At 73.6% G+C, this 24,660-nt stretch carries 26 protein-coding genes and 1 pseudogene; 9 read left to right on the top strand and 18 right to left on the bottom strand.

Going from position 1 to position 24,660, the window contains the following annotated elements:
• Nucleotides 1-61 precede the first annotated feature (61 nt).
• The 3 genes from JKP76_RS12805 to JKP76_RS12795 are packed head-to-tail and all read right to left on the bottom strand — an operon-like array spanning nucleotide 62 to nucleotide 2,148.
• On the bottom strand, nucleotides 62-1,330 hold the full coding sequence (locus JKP76_RS12805) for a cytochrome P450 (RefSeq protein WP_200491150.1): 1,269 nt from the start codon (nucleotides 1,328-1,330) through the stop codon (nucleotides 62-64).
• A complete protein-coding gene (locus tag JKP76_RS12800; RefSeq protein WP_200491149.1) occupies nucleotides 1,331-1,540 on the bottom strand; it encodes a ferredoxin in 210 nt (69 codons plus the stop codon).
• Nucleotides 1,537-2,148: a TetR/AcrR family transcriptional regulator gene (locus JKP76_RS12795; protein ID WP_309229757.1), complete on the bottom strand. Its 612-nt coding sequence runs from the start codon at nucleotides 2,146-2,148 to the stop codon at nucleotides 1,537-1,539. Before JKP76_RS12795 ends, JKP76_RS12800 begins: the two co-directional genes overlap by 4 nt.
• A gap of 68 nt (nucleotides 2,149-2,216) precedes the next feature.
• On the opposite strand from JKP76_RS12795, the pseudogene JKP76_RS24065 reads away from it, so the two are divergent.
• A pseudogene (locus JKP76_RS24065) lies at nucleotides 2,217-2,510 on the top strand (acyl-CoA thioesterase domain-containing protein); the annotation flags it as partial.
• 163 nt (nucleotides 2,511-2,673) lie between these two features.
• Nucleotides 2,674-3,117, top strand: a complete 444-nt coding sequence (locus JKP76_RS22500) for a hypothetical protein (protein ID WP_375335653.1) — start codon at nucleotides 2,674-2,676, stop codon at nucleotides 3,115-3,117.
• Nucleotides 3,118-3,133: 16 nt separating this feature from the next.
• Here JKP76_RS22500 and JKP76_RS12785 read toward each other — a convergent pair whose 3' ends face one another.
• Nucleotides 3,134-4,705, bottom strand: a complete 1,572-nt coding sequence (locus JKP76_RS12785; RefSeq protein ID WP_200491147.1) for an MFS transporter — start codon at nucleotides 4,703-4,705, stop codon at nucleotides 3,134-3,136.
• 121 nt (nucleotides 4,706-4,826) lie between these two features.
• On the opposite strand from JKP76_RS12785, the gene JKP76_RS12780 reads away from it, so the two are divergent.
• Nucleotides 4,827-5,687 carry a MaoC family dehydratase gene (locus tag JKP76_RS12780; RefSeq protein ID WP_200491146.1) on the top strand — a complete coding sequence of 287 codons (861 nt, stop codon included), beginning with the start codon at nucleotides 4,827-4,829 and terminating at the stop codon, nucleotides 5,685-5,687.
• A gap of 7 nt (nucleotides 5,688-5,694) precedes the next feature.
• Here the strand turns inward: JKP76_RS12780 and JKP76_RS12775 are convergent, their stop codons facing one another.
• The 5 genes from JKP76_RS12775 to JKP76_RS12755 all read right to left on the bottom strand — a co-directional run bounded on the left by JKP76_RS12775 (nucleotide 5,695) and on the right by JKP76_RS12755 (nucleotide 10,244).
• Nucleotides 5,695-6,429 carry a TetR/AcrR family transcriptional regulator gene (locus JKP76_RS12775; RefSeq protein ID WP_200491145.1) on the bottom strand — a complete coding sequence of 245 codons (735 nt, stop codon included), beginning with the start codon at nucleotides 6,427-6,429 and terminating at the stop codon, nucleotides 5,695-5,697.
• A 151-nt stretch (nucleotides 6,430-6,580) separates the two neighbouring features.
• Nucleotides 6,581-7,735 (bottom strand): thiolase, encoded by a 1,155-nt coding sequence (locus JKP76_RS12770; RefSeq protein WP_200491144.1) that lies wholly within the window; start codon nucleotides 7,733-7,735, stop codon nucleotides 6,581-6,583.
• Nucleotides 7,732-8,151 carry a Zn-ribbon domain-containing OB-fold protein gene (locus JKP76_RS12765; RefSeq protein WP_200491143.1) on the bottom strand — a complete coding sequence of 140 codons (420 nt, stop codon included), beginning with the start codon at nucleotides 8,149-8,151 and terminating at the stop codon, nucleotides 7,732-7,734. Before JKP76_RS12765 ends, JKP76_RS12770 begins: the two co-directional genes overlap by 4 nt.
• Before the next feature lie 44 nt (nucleotides 8,152-8,195).
• The gene (locus JKP76_RS12760; protein ID WP_200491142.1) at nucleotides 8,196-8,993 is read right to left on the bottom strand and encodes an MBL fold metallo-hydrolase; all 798 of its coding nucleotides are present in this window, start codon (nucleotides 8,991-8,993) and stop codon (nucleotides 8,196-8,198) included.
• 42 nt (nucleotides 8,994-9,035) lie between these two features.
• Nucleotides 9,036-10,244, bottom strand: a complete 1,209-nt coding sequence (locus JKP76_RS12755; RefSeq protein ID WP_200491141.1) for an MFS transporter — start codon at nucleotides 10,242-10,244, stop codon at nucleotides 9,036-9,038.
• A 21-nt stretch (nucleotides 10,245-10,265) separates the two neighbouring features.
• Here JKP76_RS12755 and JKP76_RS12750 point away from each other — a divergent pair, with 21 nt between their 5' ends.
• Nucleotides 10,266-10,859, top strand: coding sequence for a TetR/AcrR family transcriptional regulator (locus JKP76_RS12750; RefSeq protein WP_200491140.1), 594 nt, complete (start codon nucleotides 10,266-10,268; stop codon nucleotides 10,857-10,859).
• Here JKP76_RS12750 and JKP76_RS12745 read toward each other — a convergent pair whose 3' ends face one another.
• Nucleotides 10,860-11,369, bottom strand: a complete 510-nt coding sequence (locus JKP76_RS12745) for a MarR family winged helix-turn-helix transcriptional regulator (protein ID WP_200491139.1) — start codon at nucleotides 11,367-11,369, stop codon at nucleotides 10,860-10,862.
• A gap of 85 nt (nucleotides 11,370-11,454) precedes the next feature.
• Between JKP76_RS12745 and JKP76_RS12740 the strand changes: the two genes are divergently transcribed.
• Both JKP76_RS12740 and JKP76_RS12735 read left to right on the top strand, forming a co-directional pair.
• Nucleotides 11,455-12,030, top strand: a complete 576-nt coding sequence (locus tag JKP76_RS12740) for an NADPH-dependent F420 reductase (RefSeq protein WP_200491138.1) — start codon at nucleotides 11,455-11,457, stop codon at nucleotides 12,028-12,030.
• Nucleotides 12,031-12,073: 43 nt separating this feature from the next.
• The gene (locus JKP76_RS12735; protein ID WP_200491137.1) at nucleotides 12,074-12,937 is read left to right on the top strand and encodes a dioxygenase; all 864 of its coding nucleotides are present in this window, start codon (nucleotides 12,074-12,076) and stop codon (nucleotides 12,935-12,937) included.
• 19 nt (nucleotides 12,938-12,956) lie between these two features.
• Here the strand turns inward: JKP76_RS12735 and JKP76_RS12730 are convergent, their stop codons facing one another.
• Both JKP76_RS12730 and JKP76_RS12725 read right to left on the bottom strand, forming a co-directional pair.
• Nucleotides 12,957-14,183 carry a 3-deoxy-7-phosphoheptulonate synthase gene (locus JKP76_RS12730; RefSeq protein WP_309229758.1) on the bottom strand — a complete coding sequence of 409 codons (1,227 nt, stop codon included), beginning with the start codon at nucleotides 14,181-14,183 and terminating at the stop codon, nucleotides 12,957-12,959.
• A 108-nt stretch (nucleotides 14,184-14,291) separates the two neighbouring features.
• Nucleotides 14,292-14,810, bottom strand: a complete 519-nt coding sequence (locus JKP76_RS12725; RefSeq protein WP_309232936.1) for a MarR family transcriptional regulator — start codon at nucleotides 14,808-14,810, stop codon at nucleotides 14,292-14,294.
• A gap of 87 nt (nucleotides 14,811-14,897) precedes the next feature.
• Here JKP76_RS12725 and JKP76_RS12720 point away from each other — a divergent pair, with 87 nt between their 5' ends.
• Entirely contained in the window at nucleotides 14,898-15,539 is a 642-nt protein-coding gene (locus JKP76_RS12720; RefSeq protein ID WP_200491136.1) for an FMN-dependent NADH-azoreductase, read from the top strand.
• 60 nt (nucleotides 15,540-15,599) lie between these two features.
• Here JKP76_RS12720 and JKP76_RS12715 read toward each other — a convergent pair whose 3' ends face one another.
• From JKP76_RS12715 to JKP76_RS12705, 3 genes are all read right to left on the bottom strand, one after another.
• Entirely contained in the window at nucleotides 15,600-17,255 is a 1,656-nt protein-coding gene (locus JKP76_RS12715; RefSeq protein WP_200491135.1) for a class I adenylate-forming enzyme family protein, read from the bottom strand.
• Nucleotides 17,256-17,496: 241 nt separating this feature from the next.
• On the bottom strand, nucleotides 17,497-18,282 hold the full coding sequence (locus JKP76_RS12710) for a crotonase/enoyl-CoA hydratase family protein (RefSeq protein WP_309232935.1): 786 nt from the start codon (nucleotides 18,280-18,282) through the stop codon (nucleotides 17,497-17,499).
• Between the two features lie 143 nt (nucleotides 18,283-18,425).
• On the bottom strand, nucleotides 18,426-19,199 hold the full coding sequence (locus JKP76_RS12705) for an SDR family NAD(P)-dependent oxidoreductase (RefSeq protein WP_200491134.1): 774 nt from the start codon (nucleotides 19,197-19,199) through the stop codon (nucleotides 18,426-18,428).
• Between the two features lie 159 nt (nucleotides 19,200-19,358).
• On the opposite strand from JKP76_RS12705, the gene JKP76_RS12700 reads away from it, so the two are divergent.
• Both JKP76_RS12700 and JKP76_RS12695 read left to right on the top strand, forming a co-directional pair.
• Nucleotides 19,359-19,796 carry a TetR/AcrR family transcriptional regulator gene (locus JKP76_RS12700; RefSeq protein ID WP_200491133.1) on the top strand — a complete coding sequence of 146 codons (438 nt, stop codon included), beginning with the start codon at nucleotides 19,359-19,361 and terminating at the stop codon, nucleotides 19,794-19,796.
• On the top strand, nucleotides 19,681-19,959 hold the full coding sequence (locus tag JKP76_RS12695) for a TetR-like C-terminal domain-containing protein (RefSeq protein WP_200491132.1): 279 nt from the start codon (nucleotides 19,681-19,683) through the stop codon (nucleotides 19,957-19,959). Before JKP76_RS12700 ends, JKP76_RS12695 begins: the two co-directional genes overlap by 116 nt.
• A 16-nt stretch (nucleotides 19,960-19,975) precedes the next feature.
• Here the strand turns inward: JKP76_RS12695 and JKP76_RS12690 are convergent, their stop codons facing one another.
• From JKP76_RS12690 to JKP76_RS12680, 3 genes are read right to left on the bottom strand one after another with little or no spacing between them, the layout of a single operon-like run.
• On the bottom strand, nucleotides 19,976-21,979 hold the full coding sequence (locus JKP76_RS12690; RefSeq protein WP_304504653.1) for an ABC transporter ATP-binding protein: 2,004 nt from the start codon (nucleotides 21,977-21,979) through the stop codon (nucleotides 19,976-19,978).
• Nucleotides 21,976-23,712: an ABC transporter ATP-binding protein gene (locus tag JKP76_RS12685; protein WP_200491131.1), complete on the bottom strand. Its 1,737-nt coding sequence runs from the start codon at nucleotides 23,710-23,712 to the stop codon at nucleotides 21,976-21,978. The genes JKP76_RS12690 and JKP76_RS12685 overlap by 4 nt, the downstream gene beginning before the upstream one ends.
• Before the next feature lie 33 nt (nucleotides 23,713-23,745).
• A complete protein-coding gene (locus JKP76_RS12680) occupies nucleotides 23,746-24,594 on the bottom strand; it encodes a LysR family transcriptional regulator (RefSeq protein ID WP_309229760.1) in 849 nt (282 codons plus the stop codon).
• Nucleotides 24,595-24,660 lie beyond the last annotated feature (66 nt).

Below are 24,660 nucleotides of genomic sequence, written 5' to 3'. Positions count from 1 at the left end.
GTGGAGACATGCCGGAGCCCCGGCGACCGTACGCGTACGGCCTCCGGGGCTCCGGGGGAGATCAGCCGATCCGGATCGGCAGCATCCGCGGGCCACGGATCTGACCGGTGGACCAGCGCATCGGCGCGTCCTCGGCCAGGGTGAACTCCGGGATCCGGTCCAGCCAGACGTCGAGCGCGACGCGCAGCTCCATGCGGGCCAGGTGCGAGCCGGCGCAGCGGTGGATGCCCAGGCCGAACGCGGCGTGCCGGTTGACCTCGCGGTCGATGATCACCTTGTCGGCGTCCTCGAAGCGCTCCGGGTCGCGGTTGGCGGCCGGGAAGGGAAGCAGGACCCAGTCCTCCTTCTTCATCTCGACGCCACCGAGCTCGACGTCCTCCTTGACCAGGCGGGCCATGGTCACGGGGGCGTAGGCACGCAGGAACTCCTCGACCGCGGTGGTGCGCAGGGCGGGCTCGGCCACCAGGCGCTTGCGGTCCTCGGGGTTCTTCGCCAGGTGCCACAGCGAGGCGCCGATGGCGCTCCACGTGGTGTCGATGCCGGCGATCAGCAGCAGCGCCATGGTGCCCACGACGTGGTTCGGCGCCAGCTTCTGCCCGTAGAGCTCGGCGTTGATCAGGTACGTCGTCAGGTCGTCCCGCGGGTTGTCGATGTGGTCGCGGACCTGCGCGAGCAGGTACTCGAACAGCTCGGCGGTGCCGGCCTCGCGCTCCTCGGGCGACTTGTTGACACCCTCGAGGGCGTTCTCGACGAAGTGCTTGAACTTGTCCGTGTCCTCCGTCGGGAAGCCCAGCATGTCCGCGATCACGCGCACGGGGATGTGCATCGCGTACTCGGTGGCGGCGTCGACCAGGTCCCGACCCTCGAAGGCGTCGATCAGCTGGTGGCAGAAGTCGCGCGTGGTGATCTCCTGCTTCGCGACGTTCGCCTTGGTGAACGCCGGCAGCAGCAGCTTGCGCGCGTCGTGGTGGAACGGCGGGTCGGACGAGATCGGGGGGACCCCGCCGACCGGCGCCAGGTCCAGCGGAGGCCGGTAGTTGCCGACGATGATCGCCCGCGAGGTGAAGTGCTCGGTGTCGTAGGCGATCGCCTGGACGTCCTCGTAGCGGGTGGGCAGCCAGGCCCCGCCGAAGCGCTCGGTGTGCGCCACCGGGCAGCGACCGCGCAGGTCGTCCCAGATCTCGTGGGCGTTCTCCGCGTACTTCTCGTCCATGTGCGAGAAGTCGGTGGCCCAGTCGGAGACCGGGCCGTCCATCACCTCGAACCGGGTGAGCTCCTCGGGATCAGCTTTCTGGAACGGCGAGTCGGTGAACCTGTCATCGACGGTCATTCAGGCCTCCTCGAACACTAGAACGGCGGACTCGGGGCAGTTGGCTGCAGCGAGACGGATGTCGCCCTCGCGGCCGGCGGGCACGTTGCCGTCGGCGGTGAGAGCGGTGAGCGTGGCGTAGCCCTCCTCGTCCTCACCGAACAGGTCGGGAGCGAGGTCGTAGCAGCGGCCGTGGCCCTGACACAGATTCGAGTCGATCTGCACCTTCATGCGGGGGTTCCTATCTGTTCTGCGGTACGGGCGATGCTCGTCACGACCCGGGTCAGCAGGGCCGACCAGTCCTCGTCGTCGACGTCGTGCAGATCAGGGGTGAGCAGCGTGCTGCCGATGGCCAGCGAGGTGGCCAGGTGGGCGATCGCCCCCGCCGAGACGGTGGCGTCGATCTCGCCGCGCAGCTGCGCCTGCTCGACCAGGCCGGTCATCCACTCGGCGCGCTCGCGGATGTAGGCCGTCATCTCCGCGGCGACCTCGGGGTCGCGCCGGGCGGCGATGAGCGCCTCGACGACGAGGTAGCGGTCGGCGTCGGGCCGCTCCCGCAGCCCCGCGCCGGTGCGCATGAACACGTCGACGATCGGGCCGTCGGGGTTCGCCGCCACCATGTCGGCCAGCGGACGGCGGCCGTGGGTGCGCAGGGCACCCACGAGCAGCTCGGCCTTGGAGGTGAAGTACGCATACAGCGCGCTGTTGCTCAACCCGGCCTCGGAGGCGATGTCGGCCACCCGGGTGCCGTCGTAGCCGCGGCGGGCGAACACGTCGGCGGCAGCACGCAGCAGCCGCTGCCGTGTCTGCGCGCCCGTCGCGCCTGCGATGCGTCCCACACCACGAATTGAATAGCAGTGATTCACTTAACAGGTCAAGAGGGCTGGCACGAAGGGGTCGAGAATTCATGCAGGTAGACGGTCCGACGGACGACGCGCAGGCTCCGGGCGGCTCGCTCGCGGACGTGCTCTCGGTCTCAGCGACGGGCGAGGACACCTTCCGCGCCGGGCCGCGTCGGCGCCGTCCCGAGCGGTCGTTCGGGGGCGCCGTCGTCGCCCAGGCACTGCTCGCGGCGGGTGCCACGGTCGGCCCGGACCGCGCCGTCCACTCGCTGCACGCCTACTTCCTCCGCGTCGGCGAGGCGTCCTCCCCCACCGACCTGCGGGTCGACCGGGTGCGCGACGGCCGCTCCTACGGCACCCGGCGGGTCACCGCCGAGCAGGACGGCCGCGCGATCCTCGACGTCACCGCGTCCTTCCAGGTCCCCGAGCCCGGCTTCACCCACCAGGTGCCCGGCCTGGACGCGCCGGACCCGGAGTCGCTGCCCACGGTCGAGGACGCCGCCGCCGACGCGCCCGCAACCGCTGCGGTCGTGGTTCGGCGACCTGTTCCGCCGGCACCCCTTCGAGCTGCGCTTCGACGGCGAGCTGCCGCGCGTCGCCGCCGCCCGCGGGGAGGCCGCTCCGCCGCACCAGCGGTTCTGGCTGCGCGCCCCCGGAGCACTGCCCGACGAGCCGCTCGTGCACGCGGCGGCGCTGGCCTACGCCTCGGACATGCTGCTGCTGTCGACGTCCCTCGCCCCGCACGCCCGCGCTGTCGGGGCGCCCGACGTCGCCGCGGCCAGCCTCGACCACGCCGTCTGGTTCCACCGGCCCACCCGGGTCGACGACTGGCACTGCTACGAGCAGGAGAGCAGCTGGGCCGCGGGCGGCCGCTCGCTCATGCACGGGCGGGTGTTCGACCGGTCCGGCCGGCTGGTCATGACCGTCGCCCAGGAGGGCATGGTCCGCGCGCTCGGCCCGCGCTGATCCCGCGGCGGGCCGGTCAGCCCTGGCGGCCGGCCCGCAGCCCGGCCCGCCGGGCGCCCAGCGAGCAGGCCATGGCGCCGAGGCAGATCAGCAGCATGGTGATCGCCGTCCACTGGTAGCCGGTGACCAGGTCGAGCCGGCCCTCGGCGGAGACCTCGGAGATCGTGCCGGCGAAGACGTAGCGCCGGAGCTCGAACGGCAACGGCGTGGTCAGCACGGTCAGGATCACCGCGGTGCCCAGGACGGCGCCGGTGTTCTGCAGCATCAGCCGCATGCCGTTGGCGATGCCCAGCCGCTCGCTGGGCATCGTGGCGAGCAGGACCTGGGTGTTCGACGGCATGAAGAGCCCGGAGCCCGCGCCCACCAGGATGAGCGCGGCCATGACGGCGGCGTCGTTCACCTCGGCGCCGGTGAACAGGAGCAGCACGCCGAGCCCGGCCGCGGTGGCCGCGTTGCCGAGCACAGTGAGGGTGTGCGCCTCGATCCAGCGCTGGAAGAAGCCCGACGCCGCGGAGAAGACCAGCGCCGACACCGCGAGCGGGAGCACCTTCCACCCGGCCGACAGCGCGTCCTCCCCGCCGACGGCCTGCAGGTACAGCGAGACCAGCAGGACGACGCCGAAGTTGCCGATCGCGTTGAGGAACGAGGCGCTCAGCCCCCAGGAGAAGCTGCGGTCCTCGAACAGCCGGGTGTCCATGAGCGGGTCGCGCACCCGCCGCTCGACGAGGATGAACGTCGGCAGCAGGACGGCGAAGGCCACGAGCCCGCCGACGACCAGCGGGTCCGACCAGCCCAGCGAGGTCACCTGGGAGAGCGCGACCAGCCCGCAGCCCAGGCCGAGGAAGGCCAGCAGGTTGCCCGGGACGTCGAGCGAGAGCCGCTCGCCCGACCGCGGCACCGGGCGCAGCGCGACCGCGCCCCAGACCAGGCAGCCGATGCCGACCGGCACGTTGGACCAGAACAGCCACTGGACGCCGACGTGCTCGGCGAGGAACCCGCCCAGCGTCGGCCCGACGAGCTGGGCGACGGAGAACGACGCCAGGTAGATGCCCATGCCCTGACCCAGGCGGTGCCGCGGGAAGGCGCCGGTGACCAGAGCCGCGCTGTTGGTCAGCAGCATCGCCGCGCCCGCGGCCTGGAGCACCCGGCAGGCCACCAGCCACCACGCGTCGGGGGCGAACCCGGCGAGCAGGTTGCCGAGGGTGAAGACGGCCAGGCCGGTCAGGTACATCGAACGCCGGCCGAAGAGGTCGGCGAGCCGCCCGAAGGACACCATGAGCAGCGTCTGGGTGAGCATGAACGACAGCAGGATCCAGCTGGACGCCGTCGCCGAGGCGTCGTACTCCCGCGCGATCGCCGGCAGCGCGACGTTGAGCGCGCTGTTCGACAGGCCGGAGAACATGCTCGCCAGGCCGACGACGGACAGCGTCCGCCAGGCCTCGCGCATGACGGCCGGGTCGTCGTGGGACGACGCGGGCTCGGGCGGGGGGACCGCCGGGAAGGCCGGTTCCGGACTGTCCGTCGCGCCGGACGTGCCGACGACCGGTTGCTCGAGCCCGTCCGGACGCGACGCGGTCGACCAGGACATGCGCCCTCCCCCGTTGTCGGAGCAATACTAGAACAGGGCTCTAGAGCTGAGGACGGCGGTGCGGCATGCTGGCCGGGCGGCGCAGCGCAGCGCCACCACGTCGAGGAGAGGCTTGAACCCCATGCCACTGGACCTGTCGGCCGTCGGCCGCGAGGGAACCGTCCACGAGCGCAGCTGGACGTCGAAGGACGCCCTGCTCTACGCCGTCGGCGTCGGCGCGGGGCTCGGTGACCCGAGCCAGGAGCTGCCGTTCACCACGGAGAACAGCCACGGCGTGCAGCAGCAGGTGCTGCCCACCTACGGCGTGCTGCTCGCGCAGGCGCCGGGGGTGGGCATCGGTGACTTCAACCGGGCGATGCTCGTGCACGCCGAGCAGGAGATCCGGCTGCACCAGGTGCTGCCGGTCGAGGGCACCCTCCGCGCCCAGGCCCGCGTGGAGTCGATGGAGGGCAAGCGCAGCGGCGCCCTGGTGACGACGTCCTCGACGGCGGTCGACGCCGACGGCGCCCCGATGATCACCACGCGCAGCTCGATCTTCATCCGCGGCGAGCAGATCGAGGGCGGCTCCCCGGCGCAGGCCGACGACTGGGCGCAGCCCGACCGCGAGCCCGACTGGGAGCTCACGCTGGCCACCCGGCCGGAGCAGGCGCTGCTCTACCGGCTCAACGGCGACCGCAACCCGCTGCACTCCGACCCGGCGTTCGCCGCGCGCGCCGGCTTCGAGCGGCCGATCCTGCACGGGCTGTGCACCTACGGCATCACCGGCCGCGCGCTGCTGATGACCGCCATGGGGGGCGACCCGGGCCAGTTCCGCGCCATGTCGGGGCGGTTCAGCTCGCCGGTCATGCCCGGTGACGAGCTGACCGTGCGCATCTGGCGCCAGGACGGCGGCCCCGAGGGCGGGCTGCTGTTCCGGACCTTCCGCGGCGACGGCACGGTCGTCATCGACCGCGGCCGCGCGGAGGTCGGCGCTCCGCAGTGACCCGGGGTCAGGCGCCGGCGATCGCCGTGCCGGCGCCTGGCTGCGGCACCGCGTCGTCGGCCCAGGCGGGATCCGTCCCGTCCGGGCCGGCGACGGCCCCGGCGGGGTCGACGGCCGCCACCTCGTCGGACAGCACGCCGAGCCGCTCGATCATCGCCACCGCGGCGTCGACGATCGCCTCGGCCTCGCGCCGGGTCCGGCTGGCCATGACCTCCCGGCCGGCCTCGCCGATGACCGTCGTGAGCACCGAGACCGTCACGCGGCCGATCGCGTCGTCCCGCGCGCGCAGCAGCAGGGAGTTCTGCCGCAGCCACTCGTGACCGCGGGTCCGCCGCATCAGCTCGAAGCCGGGCGGGCCGTCCTTGTCCACGAACAGGCTGCCCAGCGCCCGACCCTCCCAGGAGCCGCGGAGGAAGCCCCGCGCGCCCGCGACGAACAGCGCGAGCGGCCGCTCCTCCCCCGCCCGGCGGGCCGCGGCCACTCCCTCGGCCGCGTACTTCTCCTGGCTGCTCTGCCAGTCCTCCCAGAGGGCGAGGAACAGCTCGCTCTTGCCGCCGAAGTGGTGGTAGAGGCTGCCGACGCTGGAGCCGGCGCGCTCGACGACGTCGGCGACGCTGGACTCGGCGAACCCGCGCTCGGCGAAGACCTCGCGGGCCGCGTCGAGCAGCACCCGGCGGGTCTCCCCGGTGCGGCTCCACTTCCAGGCACTGCGCCCCGGGGCGGATCCGGCGTCGCGCGGCATCTGCTCTCCCCTGGTCGCTAGAACGTCGTTCTAGAACAGCGTAGGGCACCCGCAGGCCCCGGAGGGCCGTTCCGGGCGAGAGACGCACCACCCCGGGAACGAGCGGAGCCGGCCGCCGCCCCGCGGGGCGGAGCGGCGGCCGGCTCTCCGATCAGCGGGGCGAGTTCCCCAGCACGAGGGTCGCGCCGGCCATGAACATGCCGCCGTTGCCGAGCACGACGCTGCGCTCGACGCCCTCGACCTGCGCGGCCGCTTCGCCGCGCACCTGGCGCACGGCCTCCTGGATGGCGAACATGCCGTACATCCCGGTGTGGGTGTAGGACATGCCACCGCCGTTGGTGTTCATCGGCAGCTTGCCGCCCGGCGAGGTGTTGCCCTCGGCGATGAACGCACCGGCCTCGCCGCGGCCGACGAAGCCGGCGTCCTCGAGCCCGTAGACGGGCACGTGGGCGAAGGCGTCGTAGATCATCAGGTGGTCGACGTCGGCGTGCGTGATGCCCGCCTCGGCGAACGCCGCCGCGCTCGAGCGCTTGAAGGCGCCGAACGTGGTGAGGTCGGGCATCTGGCTGACCATCGGGGAATCCGCGGCCTCACCGGCACCGAGCAGGTGCACCAGCGGCTTGTCGTACCCGCGGGCCTCGGCCTTCTCCCGCGTGGTGACGACCAGCGCGCCACCGCCGTCGGTCACGAGGCAGCACATGAGCAGCGTGAACGGCCAGGCGATCATCTTGGAGTTGAGGACGTCGTCGACGGTGACGAGGTCCTGCATGAGCGCCCGCGGGTTCTTGTTCGCCCAGCGGCGCTGCGCGACCGCGACCTCGGCGAGCTGCTCCAGCGTCGTGCCGGTCTCCTTCATGTACCGCAGGGCGGTGAGCGTGAAGGCGGTCGGCGGGCCGAAGACGCCGAACGGCGCCTCGAACTGGCCGTTGAGCGACTGCGGGCTGCGGCCCCACGCCGGTGCGTCCACGCGGGACCGGCCGGACTCGCCGTGGGTGATCAGCACCGTCTCGGCCAGGCCGCTGCGGATCGCGGCGGCGGCGTGCCGGACGTGGAACAGGAACGAGGTGCCGCCGACGCCGGTGCCGTCGAGCCACCTGGCCTCGATGCCCATGGCGTGCGCGATGCTCACCGGGCCCGGCGTCTGGACGGTCGCGATGCCGTCGATGTCGGCGGGGGTCATCCCGGCGTCGGCGAGGGCGTTGCGGGCGCCCTCGAGGTGCAGGCTGAGCGTCGACAGGTGGGGCAGCTTGCCCAGCTGGTCGGTCTCGGCGGCACCGATGATGACGATGTCGTCCTTGGCGCTCATGCGGCACTCCCGGCAGGTGCGAACAGCGGCAGGTGGACGTCGCCGCGCGGCTCGAAGACCACGCGCAGCGGCATGTCCAGCTCCAGCTTCTCGGGGTCGGCCTCGACCTCGACGAGGTTGGTCATCATGCGGACGCCCTCGGGGAGCTCCACGATCGCGATGACGTAGGGCACCTCCTCGGCGAACCCGGGGCCGGCCCGGTGGCTGATGACGTAGGAGTGCAGCGTGGCGGTGCCGTCGCTGACCACCCACTCGAGGTTGGTGGAGTAGCAGTGCGGGCACGCGGGCCGCGGGTAGAAGACGTGCTTCCCGCAGGACGTGCACCGCTGGATGCGCAGCTCACCGGCGGCGCAGCCCTCCCAGAAGGGCAGGGTCTCCGGGGTGGGCACGGGGGCGGGCTTCGTGGGTGGCGGCACCGGCGTGGTTCTCCTCAGGACGGGACGGGACGGGACGGGAACGGTCAGCTGCGCGCGGTCTGCACGTGCGCGATCGACGCCTCCACCGAGATCCGCGCGGCGTCGCGCAGGTCCGGGGAGAGGTCGGGGTACATGTGGTCGACCAGCGCGTCGGGCTCGGTCAGCCCGTCGGCCATCGCCCGGGCGACCTGGTCGACGCGGCGCTGGCGCGCCTGGCGGCGGCGCCCGAGCTCGGGCAGCGGGTCGGGCAGGACGGGGCCGTGCCCGGGGAGGATCACCGAGCCGGCGGGGGCGAGCACCTCGCTGAGCAGGTCGAGGCTGGCGAAGAACTGGCCGAGCCGGCCGGGCTCGACGATCGGGGCGCCGCGGCCCAGCACGGTGTCACCGGTGAGGACGCTGCCCTCGGCCGGCAGGTGGAAGCAGACGGAGTCGCCGGTGTGCCCCGGCGTCGCGAGCACCCGCACCTCGAGCGGCCCGACGGGCAGCACCTCGCCGGGCTGGAACGGCCGGCCGGCGACGCGACGGCCCGAGCCGCGTAGCGGGGCGCCGGTCACACGGGCCAGCCGGCCGGCGAGCTCGGCGTGGTCGGTGTGCGCGTGGGTGACCCAGACGCCGACGATGCGGCGGTCGCCGGCTGCGGCGAGGATCGCGGCCAGGTGCGCGTCGTCGTCGGGACCGGGGTCGACGACGGCGCAGACGTCAGCGCCGGGCTCGGCGAGCAGCCAGGTGTTGGTGCCCTCGAAGGTCCAGGCGTTGGCGTTGGGCGCGAGGACCAGGGTGGCCCGCTCGGTCTGGGACGACGGGTCGCCGACGCTCGGGGGCGCGTTGTCCCGGGTCCACACGACGAGCGCCTCCTAGATCACGGTTCTAGAATTCGCCTCACCCTAGACCATGGGTTCCGGCACTCCCGAGCGCTGCCCGGCGCGCACCGGCCGTGCGTCCGCCCGGCGTGGTTCGGCGGCCGCGGCGGAGAGCGCGAGCACCGCGGCGGCCACGCCGAAGGCCACCGGTGCGCTGGTCGCGTCGGCGACCCACCCCAGCATCACGGCGCCGGCGGCCTGGCCGACGGTCAGCCCGGTGAACAGGGCGGCCGCGGCGGCCGGGGCGCTGTCCGGGGCGCGCAGGCCGCCCCAGGCGAGCAGCACGCCGCTCAGCGCGACGAACGCTCCCCCGAAGCAGGCCAGCGCGAGCGCGGCGCGGAGCGGCGCGCCGGCCGAGAGCCCGAGCGCGACGGTCCCGGCGGCGGCGGCGAGCACGGTGGCGATCCAGGCGGCCCGCACACCGAAGCGGACCACCAGCACCCCGCTGATGCCGCCGAGCAGCCCGGCGGCGCCGAGGACGCACCACAGCAGCCCGGTCAGCCGGTCGGGCAGCCCGCCGTCGTCGGCCAGCAGGTCGCGGCCGAAGGTCCACACCCCGGCGCACCCGGTACCGGCCAGGACGGCGGCGACCATCGGCCGGGTGAGCCGGGCGCGGGCCGGGCCACCACCCGGCGTCCCGAGGTCCTCCGGCGCCGACGCGGGGGCGGCGTCCCACCGCGCGCTCCGGTCGGCCCAGGCGGTGGCGGCCAGCGCCGCGACCGCGAACGCGATCCAGGACCAGCGCCACGCGCCGGGCACCGACAGCACCAGCAGCCCGCCGGCGACGACCCCGGCTCCGGTGCCGCTGTTGACCACCCCCTGGGCGCGCGGCACCCCGGCGGGCGGCACGGTCCGCGCGACCGCGGCGACCGTGGCCGGAGTCGCCGCCCCCGCGCCGCTCCCGGCCAGGAGCGCCCCGGCGGCCAGCACCGGCCCGCTCCACGCCGCGGCGACCAGCAGGCATCCCAGCGCGGCGCTCCCGCCGGCGCACCATAGCGCGGCGCGCGCCCGCCCGCCGGCGACCAGCCGGCCGGCCAGCACCGCGGCGGCGCAGTAGCCCGCGTAGCTGCCCGCCGCGATCACCCCGGCGGCGCCGGCGGAGAGCCCGAAGTCCGCGCGGAACTCGGGGAGGAAGAGCCCGTAGCCGTACCGCGCCAGGCCGTAGGTGACCGCGATGATGGCCAGGCCCGCCGCGACGAGGACGGTGCCGGGACGAGCCGATGCGGTTGCCATAACGATCGTTACAGTAGGTCCGTGGCAGCGACCCCCGCATCCCGACCGGCGCGCGAGCGACTGCTGGCCGCGGCCGGCGAGCTGTTCTACGAGCAGGGCATCGCCGCGACCGGCGTGGACGCCGTGCTGCGCCGGGCCGGGGTGTCGCCCGCGACGATGTACGCCCACTTCGGCGGCAAGGACGCCCTCGTGGCCGCCTACCTCGAGCAGCGGCACGAGGTCTGGCGCCGGACGTGGGACGACGTCCTGGAGCAGGCGGCCGACCCGGTCGAGCGGTTGCTCTCGGTGTTCGACGCCCTCGCCGCCTACCGGCGGACCGAGGGCAACCGGCGCGGCTGCGGCTTCCTCGCGGCGGCGGTCGAGCTGCCCCCGGGCCACCCCGGCCGGCCGTGGCTGGACGCCGACTCGCGGCTGCTCGTGGACCGGCTGCGCGGACTGGCCGTCGACGCCGGCGCCGACGGTCCCGACGACCTGGCCGCCACGCTGCTGCTGCTCTACGACGGGCTGCTCAGCCGCTTCGCCCGCCAGGCCACGACGCCGGACCTGCCGGACGACGACGCGCTCGCCCGCACCCGCGCGCTCGCCGGGCGGTGCGTGACGGCAGCGCTGGGCTGATCAGCCCTCGGCGGGGCGCCCGGAACCGGTGTCCCGCTGCGGGGACAGGACGACACCGTCCGGGTCGAGCCGGCCCAGGATCGCCCCCGTGATGGCGGCCAGCTGGCCGACCTGCTCGGGGTCGAGGGCGTCCAGCACCGAGGCGCGCACGTTCTCGACGTGCCCGGGCGCAGCGGCGACGACGGCGTCCCACCCCTCCCCCGTCAGCTGCGCGTTGGTCGCGCGCCCGTCCTCGGGGCACGGGAAGCGCCGGACCAGGCCGCGGTCCTCCAGCCGCTTCACCACGTGGGAGAGCCGAGGCAGGGTCGCGTTCGTGCGCGCGGCGAGCGCCGTCATCCGCAGGGTGCGGTCGGGGGCCTCGGAGAGCATCGCCAGGACGAAGTACTCGAAGTGGCTCAGCCCGTCGTCGCGGCGCAGCTGGCCGTCCAGCACGCCGGGCAGCAGCTCGAGCACGGCGGCCAGCCGCACCCATGCGACGCGCTCCTCGTCGGTCAGCCACCGGGTTGCCATGCCGCCATCCTAGGTCACTTGACGCTTCAACCAAACCCGCGTACCTTGTTTGTTGTCGTTTCAACCAAATAGAGGGAGAGCAGCCGTGAGCACCGTCAGCATCATCGGAACCGGGACCATGGGTCAGGCCATCGCGGCGATCGCCGCCAAGGGCGGCAACGGCGTGGAGCTGATCGGCTCCGCCGACGGCGCCCGCGCGGTCACCGGCGACGTCGTCGTCCTCGCCGTCCCCTACCCCGCCGTCGCGGAGGTCCTGGCGCAGCGCGGCGAGAGCCTCGCCGGCAAGGTCGTCGTCGACATCACCAACCCGCTGGACTTCGCGACGTTCGACTCGCTCGTCGTCCCGGCCGACAGCTCGGCCGCCGCCGAGATCGCCGCGCAGCTGCCGCAGTCCCGCGTCCTCAAGGCCTTCAACACCACCTTCGCCGGCACCCTGGCCGCCGGCACGGTCGGCCCGCTGCCCACCACCGTGCTGATCGCCGGGGACGACGCGGACGCCAAGGCGCTGCTCGCCGGGATCGTCTCCGCCGGCGGCCTGCGCGCCGTCGACGCGGGCTCGCTGCGCCGGGCCCGCGAGCTCGAGGCGCTCGGCTTCCTGCAGCTCACCCTGGCCGCCGGCGAGAAGATCTCGTGGACCGGCGGCTTCGGGCTCGTCGACTGACCGCCCCCGCCCCGCCCGTCGCACCGACATCCGGAGATCCGCCATGACCCTGCCCTCGTCCCACCCCTACGCCGGCCACCTGGACCGGGTCGCCGCCGCGGGTCCGCAGACCCCGTGGACCCCGGCCGACGGCGCCCTCCCGGCGCTGTACCTCAGCCACGGCGCACCGCCGCTGCTCGAGGACACCGCCTGGATGACGCAGCTGTTCGGCTGGGCGCGGTCCATGCCCCGGCCGAGGGCGATCCTGATCGTCTCGGCGCACTGGGAGGCGGCACCGCTGAGCCTGTCCAGCACCGAGGCGAACGTGACGCCGATCTACGACTTCGGCGGCTTCGACCCGATGTACTTCCGGATGCGCTACGACACCCCGGACGCCTCCGCGTTCGGCGCCCGCGTGCTGGGCGCGCTCGGCGGCGGCACCGGGGTGCACCAGCAGCAGAACCGCGGCCTGGACCACGGCGCGTGGGTGCCGCTGAAGGTGATGTACCCCGAGGCCGACATCCCGGTCCTGCAGCTGAGCCTGCCGACGTCGGACCCCGACGAGCTGATCCGGCTGGGTGGACGGCTCCGGGCGCTGCGCGAGGAGGGCGTGCTGGTGATCGGCTCCGGGTTCACCACCCACGGGCTGCCGTTCCTCAGCCGGTCGGACTGGCTCGGCCAGACGCTGCCGGGCTGGTCGGCGGACTTCGACGCCTGGGCCGCCGAGCAGCTCGCCCGGGGCGATGTCGACGCGCTGGCCGACTACCAGCACCGGGCGCCGGGCATGCCCTACGCGCACCCCACGGTCGAGCACTTCACGCCGCTGTTCGTCACCCTCGGCGCGGCCACCGACCCGGAGGCCCCGCGCGACTTCGCGATCGACGGCTTCTGGATGGGACTGTCCAAGCGCTCGCTGCAGGTCGCCTGAGCCGCCCGGGCGGCCGGGGTCAGCCGAGCGCGCGCCGTGCCCGGGCCGCCCCGGCCAGCTCGGCCAGCATGGCCTCGGTGGTGGCCAGGTCGACGCAGGCGTCGGTGACGCTGCACCCGTAGACCAGCCGCTCGGGGTTGCGCTGGTCGAGGTCCTGCCGGCCCGCGACCAGGTTGCTCTCGACCATCACGCCGCGGATCGCCCGCTCGCCGCCGGCGATCTGCCCGGCGAGGTCGCGGACGACCTCGATCTGGCGCCGGTGGTCCTTCTGGCTGTTGCCGTGCGAGGCGTCGACGACGACCACCTCGGGCAGCCCGCGCGCGGCGAGCTTGGCCCGCGTCGCCGCGATGTGCGCCGCCGAGTAGTTGGGCCCGGCCTTGTCACCGCGGAGGATGACGTGGCCGGTGTCGTTGCCCGTCGTCGACAGCTGGGCGCTGACGCCGTGCGCGTCGACGCCGAGGAACTCGTGCGGCGCACGGGCGGCGACGATCGCCTGGATGGCGGCGTCGATGCTCCCCTCCGGGGAGTTCTTGAACCCGACGACGGACGAGAAGCCCGAGACCCGCTCGCGGGCGGTCTGGTCGGTGACGTTGCGGGCGCCGACGCCGTTGTAGGTGACCAGCCCGTTGACGTACTGCGGGGTGAGCGCGTTGAGCGGCTCGGCCGCGACCGGGACGCCGAGCTCGGTGATCCGGCACATGAGCATGCGGGTGGCGACGAGGCCGACGCTGATCCGGCTGGACCCGTCGAGGAACGGGTCGTAGGCGAACCCCTTCCAGTCCACCTCGGTGCGCGGCTTCTCGGTGTAGGTGCGCATGACGATCTCGAGGTCGGCGGCGTGCCGCTCGCGCATGCGGGCGAGGAAGCCGGCGTACTCCAGCGCGGCCGCCGGGTCGTGGATCGAGCAGGGGCCGGCGATGACGACGAGCCGGTCGTCGGCCCCGGTCAGCGCGTCGGCCACCGCGCCGCGGGCCGCCCGGGTGGTGGCCACGGAGGCCTCGGACAGCGGGACGACCGAGGCCACCGCCGCCGGGGTGACGACGACGCTCAGGCCGGTGATCCGCGCGTTCACCAACCCGGAGAGGTCGACCGGCGGCACGTCGGCGACCCCGAGCCGCTGGGCGACCTCCGGGAGCAGCTCGACCAGCGCGGCGTCGATCTGCGCGTTCACCCGCGTCTGGACCTCGACCAGCAGGTCGGCGATCCGCGTCGCCTCGTCCAGCAGCGCGTCGGGCACCCCGTCCACCGCAGACCTCCCGTTCGATCGGACGCGCCCCCGGATCCGGGGGCGCACGCACAGCATCGTCCGGTGCCCCGCGGCGGTGGACACCGGCGGGCCTCCCCGGCCGACCGGTCAGCAGTCGCCGGCCTCCCCGCAGGCCTCCGGCGCACCCTCGAGGACGGCGGCCGCGACGGCGCGGGCCGCCTCGCCGAGCGCCGCGAGCTGTGCCGGCGTGAGGACGTCCACGACGAGCCGGCGCACCTCGCGGACGTGCCCCGGGGCGATGGCCTCGAGCTTCGCGAAGCCCTCGTCGGTCAGCCGGGCCTCGACGCGCCGACCACCGTCGGTGCAGGTCCGCCGCACCACCCAGCCCGCCCGCTCCAGGCGGGTGACGGCGTGCGAGAGCCGGGACAGCGAGCCCTGCGCCTGCTCGGCGAGCTCGCTGAGCACCAGGGTGCGGTCGCGGGCCATCGAGAGGCGGGCGAGCACGTGGTACTCGAAGGAGTTCACGCCGGCGTCCCGCTTGAGCTGGGCGTCGAGTGCGGCCGGCAACGTCATGACCAGCTGCATGAGGGCGGCCCAGTCCTGCTGCTGCTCGGACGACAGCCACAGGACGTCGCTGCCGCTCCCCCGGCCCGTGTCGGCACTCACGAGCCCATCGTACCGCCGCGCTTGAACATTCAAGTCCGACGTCCTACCTCCGGGTTGAACATTCAAGTCCGAGCCTCGAGGAACCCCATGACCCTGCTCCGCATCGACGCCTCCATCCAGGGGTCCCGCTCCGCCGGCAGCGCGCTCGCCGACCGCGTGCTCGACTCCTTCACCACCGCCCGCCCCGACGTCCCGGTCGTGCGCCGTCACCTCGGCGAGCAGCCCTTGCCGGCCACCGCCTGGGCCGACGCCGTCGCCGGCTCCTTCTCCCCCGAGGCCGACCGCAGCGACGCCCAGCGCGCGGCGCTCGCCCTGGCCGGCGAGGTCGCCACCGAGCTGCAGGACGCGACCGCCGCCGTCCTCGCCCTGCCGCTGTACAACTTCGGCGTCTCCCAGCACGTGAAGACCTGGATCGACCTCGCCCTGGCCGGCGCACCCCAGGGCACCCGGCTGCTGGAGGGGACGCCGACCGTCGCCGTCCTCACCCGGGGCGGCGCCTACGGTCCGGGCACCCCTCGGGAGGGCTGGGACCACTGCACCGACTACCTGCGGCGGATCCTCGTCGACATCTGGGACGCCGACCTCACGCTGGTCGAACGGGAGTTCACCCTCGTCGGGGTCAACCCCGCCCTCGACGAGTTCAGCGAGGTGGCCGCGCTGATGCGCAAGACGGCCGAGGAGGCCGCCACGGAGGCCGGCGCCGACCTCGCCGCCCGCCTCGCCGCCTGACACGGCTCGGGCCGGACCCCGCGGAGGGGTCCGGCCCGAGTACGTGCGGTGGTGCGGCGATCAGCCCTGCTGGGGCTCCAGCTCGCCGCGCAGCTCCCGCTTGAGGAACTTGCCGGCCGGGTTGCGCGGCAGCGCGGTGGTGCGGATGTCGATCACCGTCGGGATCTTGAACGAGGCGAGCCGCTCCCCCAGGAAGCCGACCAGCTCGTCCTTGGTCAGCGAGGCGCCATCGTTGAGCACGATGACGGTGGCGACCTCCTCACCGAGCCGCTCGTGGGGGACGCCGAGCACGGCGGCCTCCATGACGGCGGGGTGCTCGTAGATCGCGGCCTCGACCTCGGCGCAGTACACGTTCTCGCCGCCCCGCAGGACCATGTCCTTGAGCCGGTCGTCGACGTAGACCAGGCCCTCGTCGTCGAGGTGCCCGATGTCACCGGTGCGCAGCCAGCCGTCCACGATCGTCTCGGCGGTGGCGTCGGGACGGTTCCAGTAGCCGCGGATGAGGTTGACGCCGCGGAACCAGATCTCGCCGCGCTCGCCGACCGGCAGCACCTCGAAGGTGGAGGGGTCGCGGATCTCGGCCTGCATCGGCAGCGGCACCCGGCCGGCGGCCATCGGCTTGTCCAGGGCCTCCTGCCCGGCGAGGCTCGGGCCGAGCGCGTTGGTCTCGGTCATCCCGTAGGAGAAGCCGGGGGTGGCCGCCTTGAACGAGTTGTCGATGTTGGCGATCAGCGCCGGCGGCGTGGGGGCACCGCCACCACCGACCGACAGCAGGCTCGAGGTGTCGAACTCGGCGAACCGGGGGTGCTGCAGCATGTCGATGCTCTGCGTCGGCACGCCGACGAAGGCGCTGAGCCGCTCGCTCTCGATGAGCTTCAGGGCCGCCTCGGGGTCCCACTTGTACATGATCGCGAGCTTCCGGCCGGCGACCAGCGAGCCCAGCATCACCGCGACGCAGCCGGTGACGTGGAACAGCGGGACGGCGAGGATCGCGCCACCGGGCGGGGCGTCGGGGTCCTCGGGCGGCGTCACCAGCGCGGCGACGGCGCCGCGGGCCAGGAAGCCCATGACGGTGTTGACCAGGGCCCGCTGCGTGGAGACCGCACCCTTGGGCCGGCCGGTGGTGCCCGAGGTGTAGAGGATCGTGGCGTCGTCCTCGGGGTCCACGGTCACGTCCGGCAGCGGCGTGCCGGTCACGACGACGTCCTCCCAGCGGTCCGCACCCTCGATCGGGGCGGAGGCCCGGACGACGACGGTGCGGGCACCCAGGCGGCGGGCGGAGGCGGCGGCGAGCGCGGCCCGCTGCTCGTCGGCGACGATGACGGTGGCGCCGGAGTCCTCGAGCGCGAAGTCGAGCTCGTCCTCGGTCCACCACGCGTTCATGGAGACGCTGATGGCGCCGATCGAGAGGATCGCGATGAAGGCCTCGACCCACTCGGGGAAGTTGCGCATCGCGATGGCGACCCGGTCGCCCTTCTGCACGCCGTAGCGCTCGACCAGGGCCGCGGCGAAGGCGTCGGCCTCGGCGAACGTCTGGTTGAAGCTGCGCCGCTCCTCGCCGAAGACGAGGTAGGGCGCGTCACCGTGGGCCCGGCAGAGGGCGAAGATCTCGCGCATGCTCGGCGGCGCGTTCTTGAAGATCTCGTAGGTCACGCCATCAGGCCGCGTCCACGGCGCGAGCTCGAACATCTGCCCGGGGCTGGTGACTTGTGCCACGGCCTCCTGATGACTCAACGACACGGGAACGACGCCTCCTCGGCGGATGGGCAACAGGACCGCCGAGTGACCCCGGCTACACCCGGACGGTTTCACACTCGAAGCATCGAGGGCAACAGGCCCCCCTCGGTGGCGTTTCTCGCGGGTCCCGGAGGGACGTCGACTCCCCTCCGGGAACGCGAACGGGGGCGCCGGCCGGCCAGGTACGGCCGGCCGGCGCCCCCGAGGGCGACCTGCCTGGTCAGCGCGTCCGGAACGCGGTCAGCGGTTCTTCCACTGGGGCGCGCGCTTCTCGGCGAACGCGGTGGCGCCCTCGCGGGCGTCCTCGCTGGCGAAGACCGGCGCGATGACCGATGCCTGCTCCTTCCAGCCCTGCGCGAAGGTCCAGTCCGGCGCGGAGCGGACCAGGTGGCTTGGTGGCGGCGACGGCGAGCGGGCCGTTCGCCGCGATCACCGCGGCGAGGGCGCGCGCCCCGGCCAGCGCCTCGCCCGAGGGCGTGACGCGGTTGACCAGGCCGACCTCGGCCGCGCGGGGCGCGGAGATCGGGTCACCGGTCAGCAGCATCTCCAGCGCGATCGACTGGGGGATGCGACGGGGCAGCGCCAGGGCCGCACCGCCGGCCGCCACCAGCGACCGCTTGACCTCGGGGACGCCGAAGCGGGAGTCCTCCGCGGCGACGACGAGGTCGCAGGCGAGCAGCAGCTCGAAGCCACCGGCCAGCGCCCAGCCCTCGACCGCGCCGATGAGCGGCTTGCGCGGTGGGGTCTCGGCGATCCCGCACAGGCCGCGGCCCTCGATGCTCGGCGTCTCGCCGCGCATGAACGCCTTGAGGTCCATGCCGGAGGAGAACGTCCCGCCGGCGCCGGTCAGGATGCCGACCCGCAGGTCGTCGGAGGCGTCGAGCTCGTCGACGGCGGCCGCGACCCCCTCGGCGACGGCCCGGTTGAGGGCGTTGCGCGCCTCCGGACGGTTGATCGTGATGGTGAGCACGCCGTCCTGGCGGTCCAGGAGCACCTCGTCGGGCACAGCCTTCTCCTTCGGTGGGTTGGTCGTCGTTCCGCGATGTCGTGCGGTGGTGCAGGAGGGGAACGGGCGCCGGCCGCGGCCGCCCGGAGGCAGCCGGCGGCCGGCGGCCCCGTTCCCCGCCGGAGGACGCCGTCAGGCAGGCGTCACTTCGGCTGGAGGCGCGCCCCGCCGTCGAGGCGGATGAGCTCGGCGTTCATGTAGCTGTTGGCCAGCACCTCGACGGCGAGGGTGGCGAACTCCTCCGAGTAGCCCAGGCGCTTGGGGAAGAGCACGTCGCGCTTGAGCTTGTCCTTGAACGCCTCGGAGGCCTCGCCCGAGCCGTAGATCGGGGTGTCGATCAGGCCGGGGGCGATCGTGTTCACCCGCACGCCGATGGCGGAGAGGTCACGGGCGATCGGCAGCGTCATCGAGACGACGGCGCCCTTGGACGCCGAGTAGGCGGCCTGGCCGATCTGGCCGTCGAGCGCGGCGACGGAGGCGGTGTTCAGGATCGAGCCCCGCTCGCCGTCCTCCAGCGGCTCGTTCTCGGCCATCGCGGTACCGACGATGCGGATGCAGTCGAAGGTGCCGACGGTGTTGATCTCGAGGACCCGGCGGAAGGTGTCGAGGTTGAACGCGGTCTCGTAGCCGCCGCGGCCGACGGTGCGGCTGGCCGAGCCGATGCCGGCGCAGTTCACCAGCACGCGGAGCGGGCCGAGGGTCTTGGCCAGCTCGGTGGCGGCGATGATGTCGTCGGTCTTGGTGACGTCGACGTGGGCGAATGCGCCGTCGATCTCGGTGGCGAGCGCGTTGCCCTTGTCGTCGGCGATGTCGGCGACGACGACCTTGGCGCCGCGGGCGGCGAGGGCGCGGGCGGTGGCCGCCCCCAGACCGGACGCGCCTCCGGTGACGATGGCGGACACATTCTCGAGCTGCACGGAGCACTCCCCTGGTTGGGACGACGGTGGCTGCGGGCGGCCGTCCGGCCCTGCGCGTGCAGGGACCCCGGCGGCCCGCCCCGGTGAAGCTAGCCAGCGCGGGCCATTTTTTGCAACGGTCCGTCGCAGAAAACCTCCGCGTCGTGCGACGCTGCCCCCGTGACCGGGACGACGAGCCGTGGGCGACCGCGGGGGCTGAGCGAGCGGGTGCGCCTGGAGGTGCACGCCGCGGTCCGCCGTCTCCTGGTCGCCGAGGGTTACGCCGCGCTGCGGCTGGACGACGTCGCGGCGGCGGCCGGCGTGCACAAGTCCACCCTCTACCGGCAGTGGGCGACCAAGGGCCAGCTGGTGCGGGACGTGCTCGTCGCCGGCGAGCTGGAGCACTACCCGCGGGTCGACGAGGGCAGCCTGGCCGCCGACGTCGACGCGCTGGTCCGCGGCCTGGTCCGGCTGTTCCGGAGCCCGACGCACCGTGGCGTTCGTGCAGACCCGCGCCACCGCCGACGACCCGGAGCTGCGGGCGGGGCTGCACGAGCTGGCCCAGCAGGACACCGCCTTCATGCGCCTGCCGTTCGACCGGGCGATCGACCGCGGTGAGCTCCCCCCGGACACCGACGTCGGCATGCTCGTCGAGCTGCTGGTCGCCCCCCTGCTCACCCGGGTCGCGGTCACGGGCCTGCCGATCGACGAGGAGTTCGGCCGCCGGCTGGCGGCCACCTTCCTCACCCTGGCGACCGCCGGTCAGGCGTCGGAGGCCTGAGCCCCCGCACCTCGGATCAGGTCTGCGCGCCGGCGAACTGCGCGTCGTAGAGCCGGAAGTAGGCGCCCTGGGCCGCCAGCAGCTCGTCGTGCCGGCCCTGCTCGACGATCGCGCCGTCCTCCATGACGAGGATCAGGTCGGCGTCCCGGATCGTGGAGAGCCGGTGGGCGATGACGAAGCTGGTCCGGTCGGTGCGCAGCGCGGCCATGGCCTTCTGCAGCAGCAGCTCGGTGCGGGTGTCCACCGAGCTGGTCGCCTCGTCGAGGATGAGCAGCGCCGGGTCGACCAGGAAGGCGCGGGCGATCGTGATGAGCTGCTTCTCCCCCGCCGAGACGTTGGAGGCCTCCTCGTCGATGACGGTGTCGTAGCCGTCGGGGAGGCTCTGCACGAACCGGTCGACGTAGGTGGCCCGGGCCGCCTCGAGCACCTGCTCGCGCGTCGCGCGCGGGTTGCCGTAGGCGATGTTGTCGAAGATCGTGCCGCCGAACAGCCAGGTGTCCTGCAGGACCATCCCGACCGCGGAGCGCAGCTCGGCGCGGCTCATCGTCGCGGTGTCGACGCCGTCCAGGGTGATCCGGCCGGCGCCGATCTCGTAGAACCGCATGATCAGGTTGACCAGCGTGGTCTTGCCCGCGCCGGTGGGGCCCACGATCGCCACGGTCTGGCCGGGCTCGGCCACCAGGGAGAGGTCGCGGATCAGCGGCGCGTCGGGCCGGTAGGAGAAGGCGACGTGCTCGAACGCGACCCGGCCGCGGCGGCTCGCGGGCACCGCGGGCACCGCGGGCACCGCGGGGTCCGGCGACTGCTCCGGGGCGTCGAGCAGCTGGAAGACGCGCTCGGCCGACGCGACGCCGGACTGCACCACGTTGGCCATCGAGGCCACCTGGGTGAGCGGCTGCGTGAACTGCCGCGAGTACTGGATGAACGCCTGGACGTCGCCCAGGCTCATCGACCCCGAGGCCACCCGCAGCCCGCCGACGACGGCGACCGCGACGTAGTTGAGGTTCCCGATGAACATCATCGACGGCATGATCAGGCCGGAGATGAACTGCGCACCGAAACTCGACTCGAGCAGCTCGTCGTTCTTCTGCCGGAAGGTCTCCTCGACCTCGCGTCGCCGGCCGAACACGCGGACCAGCTCGTGCCCGGTGAAGGACTCCTCGATCTGACCGTTGAGCGCGCCGGTGTGCCGCCACTGCGCGACGAAGTGCTTCTGGCTGCGCTTCGCGATCGCCCGCGTGAGCAGCACCGACAGCGGCACAGTGAGCAGCGCGATGAGCGCCAGCAGCGGCGAGATGACGACCATCATCACCAGCACGCCGACGACGGTGAGCAGCGAGGTCAGGAGCTGGCTCATCGTCTGCTGGAGGCTGGTCGAGACGTTGTCGATGTCGTTGGTGACACGGGAGAGCACCTCGCCGCGCTGCCGGCCGTCGAAGTAGGCCAGCGGCAGCCGGTTGAGCTTGGCCTCGGCGTCCTCCCGGAGCCGGTAGACGGTGCGCTGGACGATGCCGTTGAGCAGGTAGCCCTGCCCGTAGCCGAGCACCGAGGCGAACAGGTACACCGCGACGACGGCGAGCAGGACCGAGCCGAGCGCGGAGAAGTCGACGCCGGCGCCGGGGACGACGTCGTGGTTCTCGATGACGCCGGCCACGGTGCTGTCGCCGTCCGCGCGCGCCCGGGCGGCAGCCTCGGCCGGCGTGAGCCCCTCGGGCAGCTGCCGCCCGATGACGCCGGCGAAGACGACGTCGGTGGCGCGGCCCAGCAGCCAGGGGCCGATGACGTTGAGCGCGACGCTGAGCACGCCGAGAGCGAGCACGACCCACACGCCGAGCCGCTCGATGCGGAGCCGGCCGGCGAGCCGCGTGGCGGAGGGGACGAAGTGCGACGCCTTCTCGGCCGGCTGCCCGGCCCCCGCCCACGGCGGGCCACCGCCGCGCCGCTGGGTCGCCATGCCGCGGGCCGCCTCGGCGGTCTCGGCGTCCTGACCCCGGGCGTCGTCCTCCGTGGCCTCGCTCATGCCGCCGCCCCCTCGGTGCTGAGCTGGGAGGCGACGATCTCGCCGTAGGCGGCACAGGAGGTCAGCAGCTCCTCGTGCCGGCCGATGCCGACCACGGCGCCGTCGTCGAGCACCACGATCTGGTCGGCGTCGGCGATGGTGGAGACCCGCTGGGCGACGATGACGACGGTCGCGTCGGCGGTCACCGGCTTGAGCGCGGCCCGCAGGCGGGCGTCGGTACCGAGGTCGAGCGCGGAGAACGAGTCGTCGAACAGGTAGACCTCGGGACGGCGGATGAGCGCCCGGGCGATCGCCAGCCGCTGCCGCTGGCCGCCGGAGACGCTCGTGCCGCCCTGGGCGACCGCGGTGTCCAGCCCGTCGGGCATGGCGCGCACGAAGTCGGCGCCCTGGGCGACCTCGAGGGCGGCCCACAGCTCCTCGTCGGTCGCCTCCGGGTTGCCGTAGCGCAGGTTGCTGGCCACCGTGCCGGTGAACAGGTAGGGCCGCTGCGGGACCAGGCCGATCCGGCTCCACAACAGCTCTTGGTCCAGGTCGCGCACGTCCACGCCGTCCAGCCGGACGACGCCGCCGGTGGCGTCGAACAGCCGCGGGACCAGGGAGATCAGCGTCGTCTTCCCCGCACCGGTGCTGCCGATGACCGCGGTGGTGCGGCCGGGCGCGGCGGTGAAGGAGACGTCGGAGAGCACCGGGGCGCCGGCGCCGGGATAGCGGAAGGTCACCGCGTCGAAGACCAGTTCGCCGTCCGAGCGCTCGGGGGTGACCGGCGCCGTGGGCGGCCGGACCGAACCCTCGGTGTCCAGGACCTCGGCGATGCGGTCGGCGCAGACCGCGGCGCGCGGGATCATGATCGCCATGAAGGTGGCCATCATGACCGCCATGAGGATCTGCAGCAGGTAGGCGAGGAACGCCGTCAGCGCACCGATCTGCATCTGCCCTGCGTCGATCCGCCCGGCGCCGAACCACAGCACGCCGACGCTGGACACGTTGAGCACGAGCATGACGATCGGGAAGATCAGCGCCTGCAGCCGACCCGCGACGGTCGCGACGTCGGTGAGGTCGGCGTTGGCGCGGGCGAACCGGGCGACCTCCTGCGGCTCGCGCACGAAGGCCCGCACCACCCGGATGCCGGTGATCTGCTCGCGCAGCACCCGGTTGACCACGTCGATGCGCGTCTGGACGAGCTGGAACAGCGGCACCATCCGGCGGATCACCAGGCCGATGGAGACGACCAGCACCGGCACGGAGACGACCATCAGCCAGGACAGGCCGATGTCCTCGCGCAGCGCCATGACCACGCCGCCGACGCACATGATCGGGGCGGACACGAGCATCGTGCAGGAGAGCAGCACCAGCATCTGGACCTGCTGCACGTCGTTGGTGTTGCGCGTGATCAGCGACGGGGCGCCGAACGCGTTCATCTCCCGTGCCGAGAACGTGCCCACGCGCTCGAAGACCGCGGCGCGCAGGTCGCGGCCGAAACCCATCGCGGTGCGCGCGCCGAACCAGACGGCGCCGATCGAGCCGAGAATCTGCAGCAGCGTGACCGCGAGCATCCAGCCGCCGGTGCTGACGATGTAGCCGGTGTCGCCGCGGGCGATGCCGTTGTCGATGATGTCGGCGTTGAGCCGGGGCAGGTACAGCGAGGCGATGGTGCTGACCAGCTGCAGCCCGCCGACCGCGAGCAGCGGCGCCCGGTAGGACCTCAGGTGGTCACGGAGCAGCCGGAGCAGCAACGCGCGTCCTCTCGTTCGTTCTCGGCTGCCGGCTCACAGCCGGAGGGCGGTCTCGACCAGCTGCGCCACGGCGAGCGAGCGGCTGTGCGGCGGCCAGGCTATGACGGTGGTGACCGGCTGCGCATCGACGACCGGAACGGCGACGACGCCCTCGGGCAGCTGCGCCCGCACCGACTCGGGCACCACCACCAGCGTCCGGCCGAGGGACACGAGCTGGAGCAGCTGGGCGGAGTCGTGCACCTCGGGCCCGGGCCCGTCGGGGTAGCCCCCGTCCGGCCCGGGCCAGCGGGGGTGCGGCAGGTCGGGCACGCCGTCGAGGTCGGCGAGGCGCAGCCCCCGGCGCGTGGTCAGCGGGTGCCCGGCCGGCAGGACCGCGACCTGGCCCTCGGTGAGCAGCTCCTCGGTGTCGAGGCCGGCGACGTCGTCGAACGGCAGGTGCAGCAGGGCGACGTCGGCCCGCCCGCTGCGCAGCAGCCGCGTCTGCTGCCCCGGCCCGCACAGCTCCACCTCGATCCGGGCGGCACCCGGCTCGACGGCGTGCGCGGACAGCAGCTTGGCCAGCAGTTCGCCGGAGGCGCCCGCCTTGACCGCGAGGACGACGCCCGGCTCGCCGTCGGCGGCCAGCGCTGCCCGGCGGACCCGGTTCTCGGCGGCGTCGAGCGCGTCGAGGGCGGCGCGGCCCTCCTCCAGCAGGACCGCACCCGGTGCGGTGAGGACGACCGACCGGCTGGTGCGGGTCAGCAGCGCGACCCCGAGCCGGCGTTCGAGCCGGCTGATCGCCCGGGACAGCGGCGGCTGGGCGATGCCGAGCCGCTGGGCCGCCCGGCCGAAGTGCAGCTCCTCGGCGACGGCGACGAAGTAGCGCAGCTCCCGCGTGTCCACGACCCAGCGTAGCTCCGCTCGCGCCGTCATCCATACCCCCGCGGTATCGGTCGGTACCCAGGTGGT

Source organism: Blastococcus sp. TML/C7B (assembly GCF_016612845.1).
GTDB lineage: Bacteria > Actinomycetota > Actinomycetes > Mycobacteriales > Geodermatophilaceae > Blastococcus.
This window is presented reverse-complemented; position numbering and strand designations above follow the sequence as displayed.

Bases quoted from the DNA above. Each gene is read 5' to 3' on its own strand.
- JKP76_RS12805 (WP_200491150.1), bottom strand. From the start codon at position 1,330: ATGACCGTCGATGACAGGTTCACCGACTCGCCGTTCCAGAAAGCTGAT.
- JKP76_RS12800 (WP_200491149.1), bottom strand. From the start codon at position 1,540: ATGAAGGTGCAGATCGACTCGAATCTGTGTCAGGGCCACGGCCGCTGC.
- JKP76_RS12785 (WP_200491147.1), bottom strand. From the start codon at position 4,705: ATGTCCTGGTCGACCGCGTCGCGTCCGGACGGGCTCGAGCAACCGGTC.
- JKP76_RS12780 (WP_200491146.1), top strand. From the start codon at position 4,827: ATGCCACTGGACCTGTCGGCCGTCGGCCGCGAGGGAACCGTCCACGAG.
- JKP76_RS12775 (WP_200491145.1), bottom strand. From the start codon at position 6,429: ATGCCGCGCGACGCCGGATCCGCCCCGGGGCGCAGTGCCTGGAAGTGG.
- JKP76_RS12770 (WP_200491144.1), bottom strand. From the start codon at position 7,735: ATGAGCGCCAAGGACGACATCGTCATCATCGGTGCCGCCGAGACCGAC.
- JKP76_RS12755 (WP_200491141.1), bottom strand. From the start codon at position 10,244: ATGGCAACCGCATCGGCTCGTCCCGGCACCGTCCTCGTCGCGGCGGGC.
- JKP76_RS12745 (WP_200491139.1), bottom strand. From the start codon at position 11,369: ATGGCAACCCGGTGGCTGACCGACGAGGAGCGCGTCGCATGGGTGCGG.
- JKP76_RS12735 (WP_200491137.1), top strand. From the start codon at position 12,074: ATGACCCTGCCCTCGTCCCACCCCTACGCCGGCCACCTGGACCGGGTC.
- JKP76_RS12720 (WP_200491136.1), top strand. From the start codon at position 14,898: ATGACCCTGCTCCGCATCGACGCCTCCATCCAGGGGTCCCGCTCCGCC.
- JKP76_RS12690 (WP_304504653.1), bottom strand. From the start codon at position 21,979: ATGAGCGAGGCCACGGAGGACGACGCCCGGGGTCAGGACGCCGAGACC.